The sequence below is a fragment of the Bacteroides sp. A1C1 genome, from assembly GCF_004328515.1.
GTDB lineage: Bacteria > Bacteroidota > Bacteroidia > Bacteroidales > Bacteroidaceae > Bacteroides > Bacteroides uniformis.
Window position 1 is genome coordinate 147001 of sequence record NZ_CP036491.1, and the last position, 22054, is coordinate 169054.

13 protein-coding genes are annotated in these 22054 nt (G+C 46.5%); 5 read left to right on the forward strand and 8 right to left on the reverse strand.

Going from position 1 to position 22054, the window contains the following annotated elements; genetic code table 11:
- The first annotated feature begins 41 nt into the window (after window positions 1–41).
- Window positions 42–1493, forward strand: coding sequence for a potassium/proton antiporter (locus EYA81_RS00670; protein ID WP_009038359.1), 1452 nt, complete (start codon window positions 42–44; stop codon window positions 1491–1493).
- Between the two features lie 115 nt (window positions 1494–1608).
- Complete coding sequence (locus EYA81_RS00675; protein WP_131225263.1) at window positions 1609–3276, forward strand: long-chain fatty acid--CoA ligase; 1668 nt, start codon at window positions 1609–1611, stop codon at window positions 3274–3276.
- 343 nt (window positions 3277–3619) lie between these two features.
- Here the strand turns inward: EYA81_RS00675 and EYA81_RS00680 are convergent, their stop codons facing one another.
- The 7 genes from EYA81_RS00680 to EYA81_RS00710 form a co-directional block, all read right to left on the reverse strand.
- On the reverse strand, window positions 3620–5773 hold the full coding sequence (locus tag EYA81_RS00680; protein ID WP_131225264.1) for a glycoside hydrolase family 97 protein: 2154 nt from the start codon (window positions 5771–5773) through the stop codon (window positions 3620–3622).
- Between the two features lie 21 nt (window positions 5774–5794).
- Window positions 5795–8293, reverse strand: coding sequence for a glycoside hydrolase family 31 protein (locus EYA81_RS00685; RefSeq protein ID WP_131225265.1), 2499 nt, complete (start codon window positions 8291–8293; stop codon window positions 5795–5797).
- 34 nt (window positions 8294–8327) lie between these two features.
- Complete coding sequence (locus tag EYA81_RS00690) at window positions 8328–10127, reverse strand: glycoside hydrolase family 66 protein (RefSeq protein WP_005837232.1); 1800 nt, start codon at window positions 10125–10127, stop codon at window positions 8328–8330.
- Window positions 10128–10140: 13 nt separating this feature from the next.
- The gene (locus EYA81_RS00695) at window positions 10141–11637 is read right to left on the reverse strand and encodes a SusF/SusE family outer membrane protein (RefSeq protein ID WP_016273861.1); all 1497 of its coding nucleotides are present in this window, start codon (window positions 11635–11637) and stop codon (window positions 10141–10143) included.
- Between the two features lie 19 nt (window positions 11638–11656).
- A complete protein-coding gene (locus EYA81_RS00700; RefSeq protein ID WP_165491346.1) occupies window positions 11657–13147 on the reverse strand; it encodes a RagB/SusD family nutrient uptake outer membrane protein in 1491 nt (496 codons plus the stop codon).
- A 14-nt stretch (window positions 13148–13161) separates the two neighbouring features.
- On the reverse strand, window positions 13162–16164 hold the full coding sequence (locus EYA81_RS00705; protein WP_117689001.1) for a TonB-dependent receptor: 3003 nt from the start codon (window positions 16162–16164) through the stop codon (window positions 13162–13164).
- A gap of 249 nt (window positions 16165–16413) precedes the next feature.
- Window positions 16414–18072 carry a DUF6377 domain-containing protein gene (locus EYA81_RS00710; RefSeq protein WP_117749592.1) on the reverse strand — a complete coding sequence of 553 codons (1659 nt, stop codon included), beginning with the start codon at window positions 18070–18072 and terminating at the stop codon, window positions 16414–16416.
- 206 nt (window positions 18073–18278) lie between these two features.
- On the opposite strand from EYA81_RS00710, the gene EYA81_RS00715 reads away from it, so the two are divergent.
- The 3 genes from EYA81_RS00715 to EYA81_RS00725 all read left to right on the forward strand — a co-directional run bounded on the left by EYA81_RS00715 (window position 18279) and on the right by EYA81_RS00725 (window position 20772).
- Window positions 18279–19580 carry a GNAT family N-acetyltransferase gene (locus tag EYA81_RS00715; RefSeq protein ID WP_117964615.1) on the forward strand — a complete coding sequence of 434 codons (1302 nt, stop codon included), beginning with the start codon at window positions 18279–18281 and terminating at the stop codon, window positions 19578–19580.
- 34 nt (window positions 19581–19614) lie between these two features.
- Window positions 19615–20082, forward strand: a complete 468-nt coding sequence (locus tag EYA81_RS00720; protein WP_117964534.1) for a hypothetical protein — start codon at window positions 19615–19617, stop codon at window positions 20080–20082.
- A gap of 246 nt (window positions 20083–20328) precedes the next feature.
- Complete coding sequence (locus tag EYA81_RS00725; protein WP_025832163.1) at window positions 20329–20772, forward strand: Hsp20/alpha crystallin family protein; 444 nt, start codon at window positions 20329–20331, stop codon at window positions 20770–20772.
- Between the two features lie 77 nt (window positions 20773–20849).
- On the opposite strand, the gene EYA81_RS00730 is transcribed toward EYA81_RS00725, so the two are convergent.
- The gene (locus EYA81_RS00730; RefSeq protein WP_131225266.1) at window positions 20850–21986 is read right to left on the reverse strand and encodes an acyltransferase; all 1137 of its coding nucleotides are present in this window, start codon (window positions 21984–21986) and stop codon (window positions 20850–20852) included.
- Window positions 21987–22054: the final 68 nt, after the last annotated feature.

Genomic DNA, 22054 nt, shown 5'->3' on the forward strand with positions numbered 1-22054 from the left:
CATAAGAAACATCACATTTCAAACTATATAGCATAGAATTTATGATATTTACAGCAGGAAACATACTACTTATAGGTTCCATATTACTTTTCGTCAGCATCATTGTCGGCAAGACCGGCTACCGTTTCGGAGTGCCTGCGTTATTGCTTTTTCTTGTCGTCGGCATGCTGTTCGGCAGTGACGGATTGGGATTGCAGTTCCACAACGCCAAGGAAGCACAGTTCATCGGCATGGTTGCACTCAGCATCATTCTGTTCTCCGGTGGCATGGACACCAAGTTTACGGAGATAAAGCCCATATTGACTCCCGGCATTGTTTTGTCAACTGCAGGAGTGCTGCTCACGGCCCTCTTTACCGGATTATTTATCTGGTGGCTGTCCGGCATGAGCTGGACCAACATCCACCTGCCGTTGATAACCTCCCTTTTGCTTGCATCCACCATGTCATCTACCGACTCAGCCTCTGTATTCGCCATTCTGCGTTCACAAAAAATGAACCTGAAGCATAATCTGCGCCCCATGCTGGAACTGGAAAGCGGTAGTAACGACCCGATGGCATATATGCTGACAATCGTGCTGATTCAATTCATCCAGTCCTCCGGAATGGGAGTTCCCCAGATATTAGGCTCTTTTGCCATACAGTTCATTGTCGGTGCCGCAACCGGTTATTTCCTCGGAAAGCTGGCTATCCTTATGCTGAACCGGCTGAATATAGACAACCAGGCACTCTATCCTATCCTGTTGCTGTCCTTTGTATTCTTCACTTTCTCCATCACCGACCTGCTGAAAGGCAACGGTTACCTGGCCGTGTATATCGCCGGAATGATGGTAGGCAATAACAAAATCATGCACCGGAAAGAGATTTATACTTTTATGGATGGACTGACCTGGCTTTTCCAAATCATCATGTTCCTCTGCCTCGGTCTGCTCGTCAACCCCCATGAGATGCTGGAAGTGGCAGTCGTGGCATTGCTCATCGGCGTCTTCATGATTGTTGTGGGACGTCCTCTCAGCGTTTTTCTCTGCCTGCTGCCTTTTGGCAAGAGAATCACCCTCAAGTCACGGCTATTCGTATCGTGGGTAGGATTACGTGGCGCAGTACCCATTATCTTTGCCACCTATCCCGTGGTGGCTAATGTGCCCGGTGCCCATGTCATCTTCAACATCGTATTTTTCATAACCATCGTCTCACTGATCATCCAGGGTACCACAGTCTCCTGGGTAGCCCGGCTGCTGGGCCTCTCCACCCCGCTGGAAAAGACCGGAAATGATTTCGGAGTTGAGCTGCCCGAAGAGATTGACTCCAACCTGCACGACATGACCATTACACAAGAAATGCTGGAGCAGGCAGACACCCTGAAAGACATGAACCTGCCCAAAGGCACACTGGTGATGATTGTAAAACGTGGCGATGAGTACCTCATTCCGAACGGAACATTAAAACTTCATGCCGGTGACAAGCTGCTTCTTATTTCGGAAAATAGCAAGGAATAAGAATTACAGATAAGTTTCTATCCGTTTCAGGGCAAGAAAAAAGTGGAAACTATTTGCTTTGCATCACTATAAGACCTATCTTTGCGCAGTTTTAACTAAAGTGTGCAACAGCTGAATGGAACAAGAACAAGGGTTCATCGATTATATAGAACAAAGCATTATTAAAAACTGGGATCGCAACGCCCTGACAGACTACAAAGGAATTACACTGCAATACAAAGATGTAGCACGGAAAATAGCCAAATTCCATATCGTATTGGAAAGCGCCGGCATTAGGCCCGGTGACAAGATTGCCGTTTGCGGACGTAACAGTGCACATTGGGCAGTCGCTTTTCTGGCGACAGTTACCTATGGAGCTGTCATCGTTCCCATTCTGCATGAGTTCAAGGCCGACAATATCCACAACATCGTCAACCATTCCGAAGCCAAGCTGCTGTTTGTCGGCGACCGGGCATGGGAAAACCTCAATGAAGAGGCAATGCCCCTGCTGATGGGTATCGTACTGCTGACGGACTTCACTCCGGTAGTTTGCCGCAACGAGCAGCTGATGGAGGCTTTCGAACATCGCAACGTCCTCTATGGCACACGTTTCCCCAAGAATTTCCGCCCCGAGCATATCAGCTACCGCAAGGAGGAATCACCCGAAGAACTGGCTGTCATAAACTATACTTCGGGCACCACGGGATATTCCAAAGGGGTCATGCTCCCCTATCGCAGCCTTTGGTCCAATGTTGCATATTGCCATGAGATGCTCCCCGTACGTCCGGGCGACCATATTGTATCCATGCTGCCTCTGGGACATGTATTTGGTATGGTGTACGATTTTCTATACGGTTTTTCCGCAGGCGCCCATCTGTATTTCCTTACCCGTATGCCGTCTCCCAAGATTATTGCACAGTCATTCTCCGAAATCAGGCCACGGGTCATTTCGTGTGTACCGCTCATCGTAGAAAAGATTATCAAGAAGGATATCCTGCCCCGGATAGACAATAAAATAGGCAAGCTGCTATTGCGGATGCCCATTGTCAACGATAAAATCAAGGCTGACATGCGCAAAAAGGCAATGGAAGTATTCGGCAGTAATTTCGATGAAATAATCATCGGAGGGGCACCGTTCAATGCCGAAGTGGAACGCTTCCTGAAGCAGATAGGCTTCCCCTATACCATTGCATACGGAATGACGGAATGCGGCCCCATCATTTGTTCCAGCCGCTGGGAAACATTGAAACTGGCCTCTTGTGGCAAGGCAACCACCCGCATGGAAGTAAAGATAGACTCTCCCGACCCTCAGAACGTGGCAGGAGAAATAATCTGTAAAGGTGCCAATCTGATGCTGGGCTATTACAAAAATGCCGAAGCGACTTCCCAAATCATCGATGTAAACGGCTGGCTGCACACCGGCGACCTTGCAACGATGGATGCCGAAGGATATGTCACTGTCCGCGGACGTAGCAAGAACATGTTGCTCACAGCCAGCGGCCAGAACATCTATCCCGAAGAGATTGAAAGCAAACTGAATAACATGCCCTATGTGTCCGAATCACTGATCGTATTGCAGAACGACAAGCTCGTGGCTCTTATCTATCCGGACTTTGACGATGCATTCGCCCACGGTATGGAACAATCGGACATCGAAAAGGTTATGGAGAACAATCGGAATGAATTGAATCTGCAATTACCGGCCTACAGCCAGATTACAAAAGTCAAGATACACTTCGAGGAGTTCGAGAAAACAGCAAAGAAGAGCATTAAAAGATTTATGTATCAGGAAGCAAAAGGGTAAGGGGAATGTATCAAAACCTTCTTTAACGCTTTATTTTAGGTGCGGATAACGCAGATTTTACGGATTCAGTTTATTGAATCTGCGTTATTCCGCGTAATCCGCGCCTAATATTATAACATTATAAAAGTCTTCATGTGCTTTTGACACATTCGCATCCTTTTTGTTAACAAAAATAGAAGCAAAGGAATAAACAGCTAATAAGTGTTATAAAACATACTTTTTTAGTTGGATAATTTGCAGATTTATCAGAAGTCCGTATCTTTGAAATGTGTTTTTCATAGTATTAGATTTAAGGTTAACAAAGGTTGGAGTACAGCGGTACTCCTTTTTTTATGCCCGTAAATCAGATATTCCCGGAAAGCCTCTTCAGTCCCTTCAATACAGATTTATCTTTCACCTCCATGATGCTGATGGCATAGCCACCACCGGAGGCAGCTTTCAGTTTCAAGACCGTTTTGGGAGAAACGATACCTTTACGGATAACATAAGCTTGCGGATTTGTTTTATAATCGGCATCTTTTGCATCGGCATAGACGGTTGCAATATACTGCTTGTCTGCATCCAGGAAGTCCAGTTTCAGAGTTGAAGCATGTCCGTGCTCACTGCTGGTGCAACCGATAAACCAGTCATTCGTACCTTTTGCCTTACGGGCAACAGTGATGTAACGTCCCGGCTCAGCTTCCAGATAGCGGCTGTCGTCCCAATCCACAGCCACATCTTTGATGAACTGGAAAGCGTCCATGAAACGCTCATAATTCTCAGGAAGGTCGGCAGCCATTTGTAGAGGGCTGTACATAGTGACATAAAGTGCCAGCTGACGCGTCAAGGTAGTATTGACATGCGTATGGCTGTTCGGATTCAACTTATTGATGTCCATTTCAAAGATACCGGGCGTATAGTCCATCGGACCACCCTGCAAACGGGTAAACGGAAGTACCGTTGTGTGGAAGGGCTTGTTACCGGCAAAAGCCTCGTACTCCGTGCCTCGGGCAGATTCATTGCCTATCAGATTGGGATAGGTACGGCATAAACCGGTTGGACGTACCGCTTCATGGGCATTGACCATTATCTTGTGTTTGGCAGCTTCGGTCACGGCGTATAGGTAATGGTTGTTCATCCATTGTCCATAGTGATGCTCGCCACGGGGAATCATATTGCCTACGTAGCCACTCTTTACCGAATTATATCCATATTTATTCATCAGACGGTAGGCAGCTTCCATGTGCCGCTCATAGTTACGGACGGAAGCCGATGTTTCATGGTGCATCATCAGACGGACGCCCTTGGAATGGGCATATTCATTCAGATACTTGATGTCAAAATCGGGATAAGGAGTCACGAAATCGAAAACATAATCCTTGGAATTACCGAACCAGTCTTCCCAACCCGTATTCCAACCCTCCACCAATACCTGGTCAAAACCGTGTTCGGCAGCAAAGTCTATGTACTTCTTCACATTAGCCGTGTTGGCCGGATGAATGCCGTTCGGTTTCACCTTGGAATAGTCCGTATCATCCAGTTTCACAGAAGGGAGGTCAAAAGTATATGCCCAGGGCTTTCCCCCTGCAATCATTTCCCACCATACGCCGACATATTTCACCGGCTTAATCCAGGAGGTATCATCATACTTGCAAGGCTCATTCAGATTGAGAATCAAATTGGAGGCCAGTATCTCGCGGGCATCATCACTGACCATGACCGTACGCCAGGGAGTATGGCAGGGAGACTGCATATACCCTTTATTTCCTTGGGCATCCGGAGTCAGCCAGGATTCAAAAACGAGGTTCTTGTCATCCAGGTTGAGATGCATGCAAGAGTAGTCTACCAAGGCTGCCTCGTGCAGGTTAAGGTACACTCCATCAGCTGTTTTAAGCTGTATGGAAGTCTGGACACCCGTCGGCGAAAAGACAGTTTGTGACGCATTGTCACTCACAGCTCCCTGCAGCAGTCCACGGATTTCAGAGAGTTTGGACTCCGTGTAATCATATTCCTGGGTATCATAATCTCCCGGAATCCACCAGGCAGTATGGTCGCCGGTCATGGCAAACCGGGAATGCTCTTCCTTTATCACAAAATAAACCAGATTCTTCTGTTGCGGAAACTCATAACGGAATCCCACGCCGTCATCATATACCCGAAAACGGATATTCATAAAACGAGTGGTAGACGGTTGTTCAAGTTCTACCAGCAATTCGTTGTAGTGGTTGCGGATATCTTTTGTTTCCCCCCACACCGGTTGCCAGGTTTCATCGAAAGTGGAAGTAGAAGTCTTTACTACTTTGAAACCATCCATCAGGCTGGTAGCTCCTTTCAGTTCCAATCCCAACGTACTGGGATTGATGACGGGAGTCCCTTTATAATCTACCTGATAGGCTGGTCTCCCGTCTTTTGTCAGTTCAAAATCCAGCTTCACCATGCCCGAAGGGGATGAAATGCCTTCAGCATTCCCCGCCAGGGCAGAAAAAAGCAAAGCTGCGCTAAGTACAAATTTCTTCATAATAATGATATGTTTTTTGTGTTAATAGACAAACTCAATGATATGTTCCTTTCCATCATCCGGCAACCTCAGCAGGCAGGTCCCCTGCTTCTTGTCGGGACACCAGGCAGTTATCGTAAACTCTGTCTCCCAATTTTCTTCCAGCTTTCCGACATTCGTTTTCTTGATTTTCTGACCGTCCAGCAAAGCTGTTTTCGGCATCTGTTCCGTATAGATGCAGAACATCAGGTTTCGTTGGCCGGGTAAGCTATATTTCTCACCGGTCCGTGTACCTACTTTCAGCGTATAGCCTGTGTCGGTAGTCTGGCAAGTAATAGGAGTGCGCATGAACTCTCCACGCAAATATCCTAAATCAGTTCCTGCATCTTCATAAAGCGAGAAGGTAGTTTCACTGCCCGCTGCAGCAGGAAATATCTCAAACGTAACCGGATAGACCGGTTTCTCATCCGTATAGTTCATGACCGGCATTTGAGGTATGATACTTCCCTGCTTTACAAACATAGGAATAGTATTGAGGGGAGCATCCACCGTCATCCATTGCTCACCGCTATATGCTGTGTGTTTGTTGTTGTAGTCAATCCAAGTTCCTTCAGGAAGATACACATTCTTGTTTCGCGCTCCTTTCTTTACCACCGGAGCAACCAGCAGTTCGCTGCCAAACATGAACTGGGCATCCGTAGAGAACGTTTCCATATCTGCCGGATATTCCAGAAACATCGGTCGCATGAGAGGCAACCCCGTTTCGTGTGCTTCGCGGGCATACGTATAGATATAAGGCAAAAGACGATACTTCAATTCGATGGCTGCCTTGGCATTCTTCTCGGCCTCTTCGCCGAACAGCCACGGCTCCACAGCCACGTTGCCCTCATGATGAATGCGGCTCAGGGGATTGAAAGCGCCCATCTGTATCCACCGCGTATAAAGTTCAGCCATCGCAGGATAATCCTCTATATCTCCGCAATAACCGGTAATGTCACAAGTAGTAAAAGGAATAATTCCCAAACCGGCAGACAACAGTACCGGAATCTGATTGGCCATCTGTCCCCAACCCTGCGTCACGTCATCACCGTTTCCACAGTCACCGGTCCAGCCGAAAGTATAGCGTTGCAAGCCCGCAAAAGCGGCACGTGTCATCTGGAATACGCGACGGTCAGGATTCCTTTTCTCAAACTGCTCCTTCACCACCTTATCCCACGTAAGGCCATAAACATTGTGAATCTCATCATGCATGCCCAAATGGTGTTTCATCACCAGGCGTTCCGTCTGCTCCTCATTGCTCCAGGCAGGTTCACCCATATCAGTCCAGAAACCGACAATACCATCATCAATGGGCTTCTGCTGATAAGCTCCCCACCAGTCTGCCACAGCAGGAAGGGTGAAGTCCACTACGCCACAATTACCACCCCAGGGCCAGGGCATGTCATAACTCCTGCCGTTGGTGGAGTCCTTTACCAGATACCCTAACCTATCGGCTTCCTCCCATTGCCGCTTATTGGCTTGTGAAATGACCGGATCTTGCGAAACCACCACCTTGAAGCCCATATCCTTGAGGTCTGCAAGCATCTTTTTCGGATTCTCGTAGTTCCCTTTCCGCCACTCAAAATCCTGCAAATACTGTGTCCAGCCTATGTCCTGGTAAATAACATCACAAGGAATTCCGCGCTTACGATAGCCTTCAGCTATTTCATAAGACAATTTCTCGCTCGTCAGCAGTCCCCGGCATTGTGCAAAGCCCAATGCCCATTTAGGAGGCATTATGGGTTTTCCCGTCAGGTCGACATATTGTTTCATGATTTCCTTATAATCCTTCCCGAAGATGAAATAATAAATCATCTCTCCCCCAGGAGCCTCGAAACTGTAGTAATCGCGGCTTTCCGTACCAAACTTAAATTCGGTCTTATACGTATTGTCCAGGAAAATACCATAACGATAACTGCTCATAAAGAACGGAATACTCTTGTAGAGCGGGTCCTCAACGGTACTATAACAAGGCTTGTCACTGTTCCACATCTTGTAGGCTTCGCCGCGACGGTCCAGCTTGCCGGTCTTTTCTCCCAAGCCGAAGAAGTGTTCGTCACGACGGAGGGTCTTGTATTCCAATTTGCGCTGCCCGTTACTGATATGCCCCTTATCGGCATAATCACTGAACAGCAGTTTCTGATACTTGTCGAATATCTGTAAGTTAAACGGAGACTTGTTTACCCGGATACGGAGTTTAGGGGTAAAAATCTCGTAGCAGGCATTCTGTTCGTCCACATGGACGGTACCGACATCCTCCAGGTCCTCATTGACGACGGCAAAGGAAGGATTATTCCGCTGGAAACTACCGTCGGGAGAAAACCATATACGTACCGTAGACTGACTACACAGACGTAATTGTATGGCAGAACTGTCATTTAAATAGAAGGTCACACTCCGGTCGTCACTGGTATAGGAAGTGCAGTCTCCGGTGCGGTTCTGTGCATTCGCATATACTGAAAATGCACAGACGGCAAAAAATAAAAATATATATTTCTTCATTACTATAATTTGTTTGTTCCTTTATTGGATATTCTTATTCCATCACAAGCATGCTCCAGTACTTCAGCAAGGGCAAGGTAAAGGTAACCGTGCCGTCCTTCTGTTCGAATGCCAGTTCCTGCGAAGCACCGGCATGGAAATCGGGCGATGCAACCCATATCTTGTTCACTTTACCGGAAACATTCATCTTCAACGGCACGTCGGACACCAGACGCGGTTCGGGCATTGTTCCGTTCAGATCCCTCCAGCTTAAGTTATCCGCATTGAGGAAGTTGAGCAGATGAATGACTTGCCTGCCATTTACATTCTTGGCATATACAGTGATGGCAGACTTCTGCGGCGGCCATGCATTCAGAGAAAGATTCCGCGCAGCATCCGTACAGTTCAGAGAAACGGAAATCTCCGCCTCCGTATCTTTATCACGAAGCAGGTTCTGATAAGCCGTCATAAAGTCATAATAACGAATCATGGCTATTTTCAGTACATCGTTCATCTGCAAAGCCGTGCTTGGAAAGTACTCGCGGCATAGCATGTGGTCACCCAATTCCAAATGAGAGCCTCCCAAAGCAAATATCACAGCATCCGTCAGCAGCACACCCGGTGTATTGAACTCACCGGTACTGCTACCTGCCTTGTCATAGTTCATATATGCGGCAAACACCGTTTTCAAGGCATGGTTGCCATACTGGTCGTTCGCTTTGATAATGGTGTGCAGATCCTTGAAGCCTGCCTCATCGCCCCATACTTCATTATAAAGGAAATCCACTTTACCCGTACCAGCTATCTGGGAAGCTCCATAGCTGGAGACGGCATTCATCACCAAACGCTTGTCCGGATGCTTCTGTTTCATGGCTTCGATGAACGAGGCATATCCCTTAGGCAGATTTACCTTATTGCCATCATAGTCATAGCGGTCACCCCGGTTTCCCAGTTGGTCTATCTGATAACCGTCAAAGTCCAGATTGGCATAAACATCATCGTTTCTCTGGGCAATATATGCCTGCCATTCCGTATTGGCGGGATTGAGCAGGAAGATATTACTTTTCCAACTGGAGGGCAAGTCATGCGAATCCTTATCCATGCGTCCCGTGTTCTTGAATATGTACCATTCTTCCTTTACCCCGTCGGAAACGGCATCGTCCAAAGCTCCGAAACATAGATTGTAGAACATGGACTTCATGCCCAGGCTGTGTTGTGTAGAGATATACTTCTTCACTACCTCGGTATAGACCTCCCGGTTGGCAATGTCCTTATAGACCTCGTCCAGATGCTCACGCGTACCGCCCAACGGCCAATGATGCTTGTTGTGCCAATCCTGAAACTGTACCCCGTTAATGTGGCAACGGTTCAGGAAAGCCATCTCCTTCTCTATCACTCCATCCACCTTTTTCGAAGCATCAAAAGTGGCAACGAAACCATAACGTGGAAAACGTGTCCAGTCACTGGATACATCTACGGCAATAGTACCAAGAATAACCTCTGTTCCATTCTCTTTCGTACGGTACACATCCACCAGATAACCGGTATAATCGGTTGCCGGAGCAGTCCAAGTCCAAGTAGTACCGGCAGCAGCCTGCTCCGATACAACCTTGTCCATTGTCCGGTAGCGGATTTTAGCTCCGGCAGGAAGGGCGTCAGCTGTAAAAGAAACACTCTCGCCCGGCCGGTAACATGCCTTGTCGGTAGTGAGGTTGACCGTCAAGTCCGAGGTGACTGGGGTTACTTCCGTAACCCCTCCACTCTCTCCGCCTCCACCGGTACCGCTGCCGGTATCATCCTTGCTGCATGCAACCAGCAGCAAGGCTACCAGTGTTGTATAAACTATCTTCTTCATCTATTGTAGATACCTATTGTTTCACGATTGAAATTGTCTCTTCCAGCTGATTCAAAGTAATCAGATAGGAACCTGCTGTCGTAATCTTCCACTTCTGGTCGATGCCGCCTACCATCACGTCCAGATATTGCGCTTTGAACGCTTCGTCTGATTTATCAAGGAAAAGCATCGGTTCTGTTTCTCCTGCAGGCTGTTTGTCTGCTACAGCCGGCATGAACCAGGCTCCATTCCAATCTTCCTGCTTATCACAAGTAAATTTCAACTCACCGGCATTCAGCGTACCTTTCCAAGTAAACACATACGGATTATCCGTTGTCTGCATCGGCGTAGCATCACCAATCGTCCAACCGGCCGGAGTAGCATCACCTACCATATAAATCATCTCATACGGAGTAAATTCGCTCATCATCATGCGTTCCTTACCACTACGGATATCCATGCAAATCTTGTAGGCCTTGCCGCATTCCCCGTCTTTCAGCACCCATTTATTGTCCGGGTCGAACCCTTTCACAAACACCACTTCTGTATCGGTATAAGCAGCATCGGCATTCTTGGCCTTATACATGTTCTCCCAACTTCCATCGGAGGTTCCGAACTTGAATTCCCCTCCTTTGCCCACTTCAAAGAACTTGCCGAAGCGGAACAAGTATGGGTCGAGCACATCTTGTTTCATCTTCACGAATCCCCAATCCGTAGCGTTACCCACAAAATAAAGCTGGTCGTAGGCAGGTGCCAACGTCTCTGTCTGGGTCAATGTAAGAACACCGGTAAACAGATTGGCCTCGACGATGTAATTATGGTCTTCTTCGACAACAAAAGGTTCATCCGGCTGGTCATCACTGCTACGAAGAACCAGCAATCCATCTGTTCCTTTGTTGTAAGAGGGCAGGAATGAGCCTAAGGTCGTGATGAACTTAAATTCACCGGCCACAAGCCGGCCCGTCCATGTAAAGATACCATTGTCCTTGCGGGTCATCTCTGTCGCATCATCGGCACTCCAGCCGCCCGGAGTGGCACTACCTATCAGATAAAGGGTGGATGTGAGCGGTTTATAGGCTGTAACACTGAAAGCAGTGGTAGACACCTGTTTTTCGTCCCGTTCCGTTACAGTAGCTGTCAAGCGCGCTTCCAACGAAATGTTCTCCCCGGCAGTTGCCCCAAAATGGTTGCGCAGGATGTCATTCAATTCCTCTACGCTCTTTTTCCATGAGTATTCTTGTACGGCATTCTCCACAGCTACATAAGAATCTGCAAAATCACTGCCGGTCTTGGCCAATTCCAGCGTATAAGAAATTTTATTACCCGTCCCATAATTGGTTCCCGTAGTCCAGGAAAGCTCCAGGGCATCATCGGCATGTGCCTGCTCATTCAAAACAACTTCCGTCTTGCTGGCCGTCAGTACAAGTTCATTCTGTCCTTTATCCAATTCCATGTAATCATCATCTACACAAGCAGATAAGGCTGCACAGCCCAGTAAGGCAAATACAAGGTGTGAAATATATTTCTTCATATTCTTCTGATTAAATTAATTAATAACCCGGGTTCTGCACCATTAAGGTATTAGCATCCATCTCCGTCTGCGGAATAGGGAACAGCAAGCGGTTCTTGTTCACGTTGCTCTTTCCAATGGACTGCAGGAATTTAATGGCATACTCTCCATTGTTGACACGAATCATGTCGAACCAGCGATGCCCTTCGAAAGCTAGTTCCATGCGGCGCTCATGAATAATCTTTTCACGCATGGTTTCCTGTGACAAGCCCGAAACCTCCGGCAGTCCGGCACGCTTACGTACAATATTCAAAGGCACGGCAGCCTGGTCAGAGCGTCCCATTTCATTCAAAGCTTCGGCCTTCTTCAGCAGGACGTCCGCATAACGATAAATCACGAAGTTGGCAGGATTGGTATTGTATTCCGGAGAAACCGTTTTCGACACCAGGAACTTGCGTACATTGTATCCCGTATTGGAATAAGAGCTTTTGTAAGCCTTACCGTCAAAATCCGGACATCCGGCATAAAGCACGGTCAAATCCTTACGTTTGTCACCGCTCTCATATTGACCCACAAATTCTTCTGTAGGCTGGTTCCAGCCATAACTGCCGGCAACAAAGTCCGAATTACGGGGACCCATGAAAGTAGAAAGCCAGGAAGACTGCGGATTGTTTCCCCAAAAATCATATTCCGTATTGCCCGAATACTGGACCTCGAACAAAGATTCCGGCCCGTTATTGACCAATGCATCGAAATTGTCCTCATACTTGCAGGAAGAAAGGTCATACCCCAAATTTGTTATCTCATCACACAAATCAGACACCTCTTGATAATATTCCGTATGATTAGGAGCCAGCGTCAGATAAATATCTGCCAACATGGCCAAAGCTGCATCTTTGCAGGCACGTCCCACGTTCTCGTCGTCGTAAGAAGACTTGGCAGGAAGCAGGTCAACCGCATTCTTACAATCGGAAATTATCTGGGCATAAGTCTCTTCGACTGTAGCGCGTGCAATGTCTGTCGGTTCTCCCGGATTATAAGGAGCCAAACGCAGTGGAACACCACCGTACAGACGTACCAATACATAGTAATAATGTGCACGGAGAAAATAAGCCTCTCCCAGACAGCGGTTCTTGATTTTCTCCGACACGGCTTCAGCCTCCAGAAGACTATTCAACACAATGTTGCATTGTCCTATCCCCACCCAGGGAGAACGCCACATGTACAATGCCATGCCATTGTCGCTCTGCGTTATGAAGTTAGAAGCTTGTATCGTTTCAAGGCCGTCGGTACCGCCACCGGCACCCACCAGACTGTTACCCGCCACAATATCCAGTGTCCAGATACGCTGGTTGTACATATTGGAAGACTGAAGGGTGCGATAGCAGGCATTGGTCAGAGCAATGGCCACATCATCGGTCACCGTCGTTTCCGGGTCAACCGTATTTTTAGGAGACTTGTCCAGAAAGTCGCTGCAGGAAGCCAGCAGCAATACTGCCAGCATATATAGTAAATTTGTTATCTTTTTCATATCCGAGTCAATCATTAAAAGTTAAAGTTTAATCCTAAGCTGAACGTACGGGAAATGGGGTAACGGTTCTGGTCTATTCCGTTAATACCCACTTCGGGGTCGAAACCGGAATATCCGGTGATGGTAGCCACATTCTCACAAGATAGGGAAAGGCGTGCATTCTCAATCTGGGCTTTCTGTAACCACTGCTTCGGGAAAGTGTATGAGAGTGTGATATTCTTCAAACGCAGATAAGAACCATTCTCCACAAAGCGGTCTGACACGCGTGTATTCTGATTGGGGTCGCCGAACACGGCACGCGGCATCGAATTGCTGGTCCCCTCTCCTTGCCAACGCTTCAGTACGTCGGTAGTCTGGTTATAGGCAGCTGCCATACCGGTATTGTCGATATTGTTGGCATTGTATATCTTATTTCCGGCTATACCTTGTAAGAAAACAGAAAGTTCGAAACCCTTATAGGAAAGGCTATTGTTCATGGAGAACAGCCAACTTGGGTTCGGGTTACCGATGACGGTACGGTCACTATCATTGATGACACCATCGTTGTTCAAATCCCTGAAACGGATATCACCCGGCTCAGCTCCCGGCTGCACGGCATGTGTATTCACTTCAGACTGGTTCTGGAAGATTCCGTCCGTAACATAGCCGTAGAAGACATTAATGGGATAGTCCTTTGCCAGCATCGTTACATAGGAGTTATTGATTTGGTTAATGTAATAAGGAACGTCGCTGTTCAAATCCTTAATTTTATTCTTGTTGTAAGTGGCGGTCAGGTTCGTTTCCCATCCCAGTTCACCGGTAAGATTGATGGTATGCAGACTCATTTCAATACCTTGATTACGTACTTTTCCGGCATTGGTATACGTGGTTGTAGTATCTTCAAATCCCGATGTGATGGGGATAGACGCCTTTACCAGCATGTCTCTCGTCTCCTTCAGATAAGCATCGAACGAGAACATAACGCGTGAATTGAACAGTGAGGCATCAAAACCGATGTTGGTTTGTGCCACCTCTTCCCAATGGATATACGGGTTGGCGAGAGTAGAAGAAACCAGCGCTGTCTGATTGCCGCTCGAAATGCCGAAAGGATATACACTGGTATTGTAGGATGCCAGATAGCTGTAGTTTCCAACACTTGCCTGGCTACCGGTCACACCGTATCCCGCACGCACTTTCAAGTCATTGATATAGTCGTTTTTTGGAAACCACTTTTCCTGAGAGGCACGCCATGCCACAGATACGGAAGGGAAAGTACCCCAGCGATGTTTCTTACCGAAACGGCTGGAACCGTCACGACGAATGGTTGCAGTCAGCAAATAGCGGTCTTCGTAAGAGTAGTTGACACGTGCCATGTAAGAGAGCAATGCCCACTCTGTCTCGTTTCCACCGATGGCATACATTTCCTCGCCATTATCCATTTCGTGCACATTGTCGAACATAAACACATTCTTCTGCGCATTCAGGTAGTCGTTGGTGTTCCATTGGGCAGACATACCGGCCATCAATCCCACACGATGTTTTTCTGCAAAAGTATGGTCGAATAGGAAATAGTTGTCCCACAAATAAGTGAACGACTTGTTATCGCTCTTATAACGTGAAGTCTCCTCTGTGGGAGTGGGTTTCCAGTTATACTTGGGGGTAAAGTTGTCTATGAACCAGAATTTGGCATCGTAGCCGAAAGTACTTTTAAACTTAAGCCATTTGGTAAAAGTAAGTTCTGCCGTCAAGTTGGCCAGGAAGTTATATCCATCAGTCTGACTCTTGTTCAGTTCCGTCGGTCCAATGGGGTTGCGCGTGCTGCCATACCATTCCGAGTTACCATCAGGACCACTCCAACTGCCATCTTCATTCTTCACCGGATAAATGGGGAGCGCTTTCAGCGCGTCACCTATATTATAGCTGCCCGACTTCTTCGTATCGGCACTGAACGTAATGTTATTGGAGAACTTCAACCATTTCAAGACTTGCGCATCACTGTTGGACTGGAATGTGAAGCGACGGTAATTCACACTCTTCACGATACCGGACTGATCCAGAAAACCACCGGACACATAATAATGGGATTTCTCGTTACCGCCGGAATAACTTACCGTATAGTTCTGCATCACACCCGTACGGAGCAATTCATCCACCCAGTCGGTACCTGCACCCAATTCAGAAGGATTGGCCCATTCCGGATTAGGATTGCGTCCACTGTTCACCATCATGTCATTACTCAACTCGGCATACTGCGCCGCGTTCAATAAAGAAGGTACGTTCGTAGCATTCTGGAAAGAGTAATTGGCAGATACAGCAAGTTTTCCTTTTCCTTCCGTACCGCGTTTGGTGGTAATCATCACAACTCCATTAGCTCCCCGGGAACCGTAGATGGCTGTGGCCGAAGCATCCTTCAATACATCCAAACGTTCCACATCGGCCATATTTAAGGAAGACAAGCCCAAGTCGGTAGGCACTCCGTCAATCACGACCAGCGGGTCGCAGTTGTTGATAGAACCCAAACCACGAATCTTGATGGATACATTGTCTCCCGGTTTACCGGCATCTACAATCTGCACACCTGAGATTTTTCCCTGGATGGCTTGTCCCAAATTGGATACGGGGGAATCCTTGATATCCTTGTTACCGATGGAGGACACTGCTCCTGTAAGGTCGCTTTTCTTCATGGTGCCATACCCTATCACCACCACTTCATCCAGCATTTCGGCATCTTCAGACAAAACTACCTGAAGCTGTTTCTGTCCCTTCACCTGCACCTCTTGAGTCTTATAGCCTACAAATGAAACGACAAGAGTACCGTTCGGAGACATGTTCAAAGAGAAATCACCGTCAATACCGGTTATTGTCCCATTTGTGGTTCCTTTTTCCATTACACTGGCGCCAATAACCGTTTCACCGGTCTGGTCTTTCACTACACCTTGTACTGTAATTTGCTGTGCGAACATGCACATCGGAAGTAACATTCCTATCAGACAAACCATCATCCGTAGCCTGCTGATTGGCATTTTGTACTTTTGCATAATATAAGAATTTAAAGTTAATAATAAAAACATAAATCACATGTGTCACTCTTTCCGAAGAGGAACAATGCAAATGTATCAGATAAGAGAAGCCAATAGTGGAGGAAAGAGTAAAAAAGTAGTGGTTTACATCATTCAAAAAGGCTTAAACCACTATATACCAATAATATATAAAATTATTGCCCAACTAAAAAAGTAGTGAAAATATAAGCGTAAAAGAGACACTTCCAAGCTTCAAAACCCCTATTCTCAGTTCTTCGACTTGCCAATTGTCATCACTTCCTGTTCCAACAAGTCGCGGTCACCGGCAGCCTTGTTGCGAACCTTCGTACGATAGTTATAAATGGTGGTAACAGAATACCGAAGGAACTGGGCTATCTTCACGCTGTCAGTAATGCCCAAACGTATCAATGCAAAGATGCGCAACTCTGTATTCATCCGTTCGCCGGCTTTCAAGGATATTTGCTCATCATCGGCAAGCAGGGCATTGAAGTCTTCTACAAAAGTAGGAAACAGCTGCAGGAAGGTATTATCAAAGTTGGTATAGAATTCCTTTAATTCCCCCTCTATGAATTTAGAAGACTTGATGTTCTTGTAGAGTTCCTCCACATTTCCGGTAGCGGCAATCTTTCCCAGCGACCGGCGGTAATTGTCCATCTTTTCCAAATAGACCGAGCACTGGTCCATATAACGGCCGATATACTCCTCCTTCAGATAGGAATTTTCGGCAATGCTGTGGTTGGCCTCCTTGAGTTGTGCATTGGAAAGGTGAAGCTCATCATTCAGCTCCTTCAACCGTTTGTTGGTGTCAATCACTTCCCTACGGGCGGCAGCCACTTTCTTCATCTGCTTGTATACATAAAATATGGCAAGTAACAGAAAAAGTGAAAGCAGGCTGATAGATACCAGTGCCCATTTCATCTGCTCCTGCTGCTTCTCCGTCTTTTGCTGGTAAGCATCATTAATGATGGGAAAGATTTCCAGAATCTCCAGCTTGCGCAACCGGGCATTGCAGGCGGCTGCATCTTCCATACATATCTTTACATAAGAATAGGCACGCTCGATGTCTCCTTCCTGGTAAAGCAGTACGGCGAGCTTGCGTAAAGAGATATATTCACGGACAGCGGTTTTCATATCCGCCATAGCAGAAACAATCAGGTATTCCTTTTCCTTCTCTTTGTCCCCTTTCAGCCGGTAAGACTCTGATAAAGTATAGGCACAAATCGCAACGTCGTGTTCATAGTCCTTCTGCAGCGCCAGATAATCCGTCAGCAAACGGATGGCCTTGTCATATTCATTGCGTACATTATACTGGTCGGACTGAATCAAGGTATGTATCAGAAGATTATCTTTATTGACCAACAGCAACGAATCACGATATTTGTCCGTAAGCTCCGTATAAAGCTTCTTTTCATATGCCGTCACGGCATAATCGGCCATAAGGCCATAGACCGTACGGTAGATATGGTAATAATATGGATGGATATCCACCGACAATCGGTCTATATGGATATTCCGCATCAAATCCATAACTTCCTTATACATACCGGTCATTCCCAAAACATCTGCTTTATTCATGCGGGCATTGTCTATGTATTCCCGGTTTCCAAGACGTATGGCTATCTGTTCCCTTTCCTCGGCCATGTGCAATGCAGAATCCGTATTGAACGAACGGTACTCATCCAGCAATGTGCCAAGAATGGCAAAACGTTCTTCATCCGGTATCTGCCGATGCAACTGTCTTTTCAATTCCGCCAGTTTCAGCTCCTTCTGCTCCATATATATGGGACGCTCCTTTATCGCCTGGTCCAGTTTCAGCAGCAAAGAATCCGCCCGGCTGCTGTCTGCAGCATGAAGGCGGCACATACAGATGGTGCAAAGACACAAGAATATGATTATATTTTTCATCCGGCTTTCCGATTAGTTAAAGGCAATACTTTTTGAGAATCCTCATGCAAAAGTAATTAAAATACCATAAAAACCTATTCTACTATCATTAAAAGCTCGAAAGCAGAGTGATAAAAAGGCATACTGCAAGCAAAAGAATCAAAATATTGAATTACCTTTACGGAAAATCCAAAGAAAGACCATATCATAAATATCATCCGAGCATCATGGATATACACACATTTATTGCCAATTATCAAGAAGCTTTCGGCCAACATGCCGAACTCCCCATCGCCTTTTGGTATTCAGACCGAATGGAGGCATCTACAGAGAAAGTAACCGGTTGTCTCTTCAAATGCATGAAACAAGTCAGAGACGGCAAAACCGTCAGTCTCAGCAACGAAACAATCACCTGCGGAGGAGGCAAGTTCTATACCGGATTTACAGAAATGCCCGAGCGCGTCCCGGGTTTTGTCTCCTTGAAAGAGAAATACAAGAAGACTCCCGAAATGGTGGTAGATTTTGTCAATGAGCTACAGATTCCCAGAACTGACAAAGCCTATCTGCATTTTGCCCGCATAGACAAGATACCTTCCTTTGACGAGGTGGAAGGCGTGCTGTTCCTGCCCACACCCGATATTCTATCCGGACTGGCAACATGGGCTTCTTTTGACAACAATGCATTGGATGCCGTGGCAGCCCCATTCGGCTCCGGCTGTTGCTCCGTCATTACTCAAACCATCATTGAAAACCGGAAACAAGGGAAACGCACTTTCCTGGGATTCTTCGACCCCTCCGTCCGCCCATACTTCGAAGCGGACTTATTGAGCTTCACTATCCCCATGTCCCGGTTCAAGGAGATGTATCACACCATGCGTGAAAGCTGTCTGTTCGATACACATGCCTGGGGAAAAATCAAGGAAAGGATACAGCTTTCCCAATCAAGAGACGTACATATCCTCCCCTCTCCCATCTCCTTCCCCATCCTTCCGGACATTTATCTGCAGGAAATCAGAATGGAAGATGCCGCAGCCATCTACTATGCCATCGACACACACCGAGATTACTTAAGAACATGGCTGCCATTTGTGGATAATATGCGCACAACAGCTGATGAAGAAGCTTTTTTACGTCAGGTACTATCTGCTCCTGCCGAACGAAATGAACCTATATTCGGTATTTGGAACCAGCAGCATGAAATCTGCGGACTGATAGGTTTCCATTTCTCCGATTTCGACAACCACCGTACAGAACTCGGCTATTGGCTACTGCCGGAATACCAGCACCGGGGCATCATTACTGAAAGTGTCCGCAAGCTGTGTCTGTGGGCCGTACAAGAAAAAAAGATAAAGCGGATACAAATTCGCTGTGCCGTGGGTAATGCAGCCAGTAACGCGATACCGGTTCGCCTCGGTTTCATCCATGAGGGAACAGAACGTTGCGGAGAACTGCTGGCTTCTGGAGAATATACAGATATACATATATACAGCATCTTGAAAGAAGAAGTGCTAGCCAACCTCAAACAATAAAATATCAAATATATATCAACTATTGAAATTATACATGGAACAACAACCTCATCTCAATGACCACAACAAGCAGGAGTACCCTCCTATGCATACAACGGAGCACATCATCAACCAGACCATGATAAGGTTATTCGGTTGCGGCCGCTCCATATCAGCACACATAGAACGGAAGAAGAGCAAGCTGGACTATCGTCTTGCCGCCTGCCCCACGGAAGAAGAAATAAAGAAGCTGGAAGAGGCCGTAAACGAGGTAATCGCCCGACATCTGCCCGTCACAACAGCATTCATTACGCAAGAGGAAGCTCAAGGACGCTTCGACTTGGAACGCCTGCCCGATGATGCTTCGGAAACGGTACGTGTCGTGAAAGTAGGCGATTACGACGAATGTCTCTGCATTGGAGTACATGTAGAAAACACATCAGAAATCGGAACTTTTAAAATCATCAGCCACGATTGGGACGAAGAAGCCAAGCGTTGGAGAATGCGTTTTAAATTAGTCTGAAAAACTATCAAAATTAAATAAATAAGATAACAAAATGGCATTAAATAGGCAAATAAGTCAGTTTTTCAATGACAAATAGTCAATAAAGTCAGTAAAAACCGGTTGGCATAAGGTTTGCAATATTATTAGCGAACGACGGTTCAAGAAACGGACGGTGAAAAACCCAAAAGGCAGACACCCGAAGACAAAGAACCGGAGTTCAAAACTAAATAGCATGTTTAACTTAAACAATAGGAGACTATAACTATGATGCCTGTAAGAAGAAACCAAAATTGGTTACCGAGTATTTTTAATGATTTCTTTGACAATGATTGGATGGTAAAAGCAAATGCCACCGCCCCTGCCATCAACGTATTCGAAACAGAAAAAGAGTACAAAGTTGAATTGGCTGCTCCCGGTATGACAAAAGAAGACTTCAACGTTCACATCGATGAAGAAAACAATCTGGTCATCAGCATGGAAAAGAAAACTGAAAGTAAGGAAGAGAACAACAAGGACGAAAAGAAGGAAGGCCGCTACTTGCGCCGCGAATTCTCATACACCAAGTTCCAGCAAACCATGATTCTTCCGGACGATGTCGATAAGGAAAAGATTGGTGCCCATGTAGAAAACGGCGTGTTGAACATTACATTGCCTAAATTTACGGAAGCAGAAAAAGAAAAGGCCAAGAAATTCATTGACGTAAAATAACGCCCGGTCATTAAAGAAAATCTCCCGCTGCACAAGATAATGCAACGGGAGATTTTTTATATCCATATCTATAGGAATTATTTCTTTTTCCCTTTCAGGAAACGGTCTGTAAGCCACCTGCGCACCGGTTCATCATAGAGTTTCAAACAAGCATAAGCAAGGACAACGGCTCCCACGAAAGTAAGTATCATATAAGGGATACCTTCTGCCATTGTAGCGTTATTGTTGCATACCCAAGCCGTATAAGTATATACCAGTGGATAATGGGTGATATAAATCGGATAGGAAATGTCTCCCAGGAACTTGCATACGGCAGTAGAGCGCTTACCGGTCACCTTGCCGCCCGCTCCCATTGAAACAATGACCGGGAAGATGCAGATAATACAGAAAGCCTCGTAAAGCCCGTTCATCCAGTAGCCGTCCTCACCTCCGATACGGGGAATGGAAAGAACCACCACAATCAGCAGGCTACACCACCAGAAAGCACGCTTTTCAAGCCGTATCAGCCAGCCGAGGCGTGACAGAAGCAATCCGCCGAAAAACGGATACATCAGCCGGACCATGCCCACATACTGCTGTTCCCAGTTCAAGGCCCAACCACCCACAATATCACCAGCAGGAGCAGTCAGACAACGGTACACCGTAAAACACCCTGCCACAAATACCAGCACCGATAAGGCCACCTTATTGAACTTGCGTACAAACAACGCATACAGAATATTACCGATATATTCATAATAGAGCGACCATGCCGGACCATTCAACGGATGCATTTCCGTCCAGCCACGAATGTCGAACTTCAGCGGAAGGGGAAGCAAAGTACAGCCTAGTAACATTACCAGCAGCATGGTTCCAACAGACGTATTCTCGATAGGTGGAAAACAAGGCGACTCTTGAAAATAGAAAAAGGCAGCGCCCACAATGCTTCCCATAATCACCATAGGATGCAGGCGAATGATACGGCGTTTGAAGAAAGTGCCCACGGTCATCCGGTTCCAACGGTCATCATAAGCATAACCGATAACAAAACCGGAGAGCATGAAAAAGAAATCCACTGCCAGATAGCCATGATTGATAATTTGAGTAAGATGACTGCCGCCTGCATGTGCTTCAAAAAGATGGAAGATAATAACCATGACAGCCGCCACGCCGCGCAGTCCGTCAAGAATCTCATAATGCGGTTTCGAGGCAAGATAAGTAGTCTGTGTATTCATTTTGGTATAAGATATTTATTAATTTGCGCGCAAAGATAAGAGTTTTTTCCAATAAGGGAACTGATAAA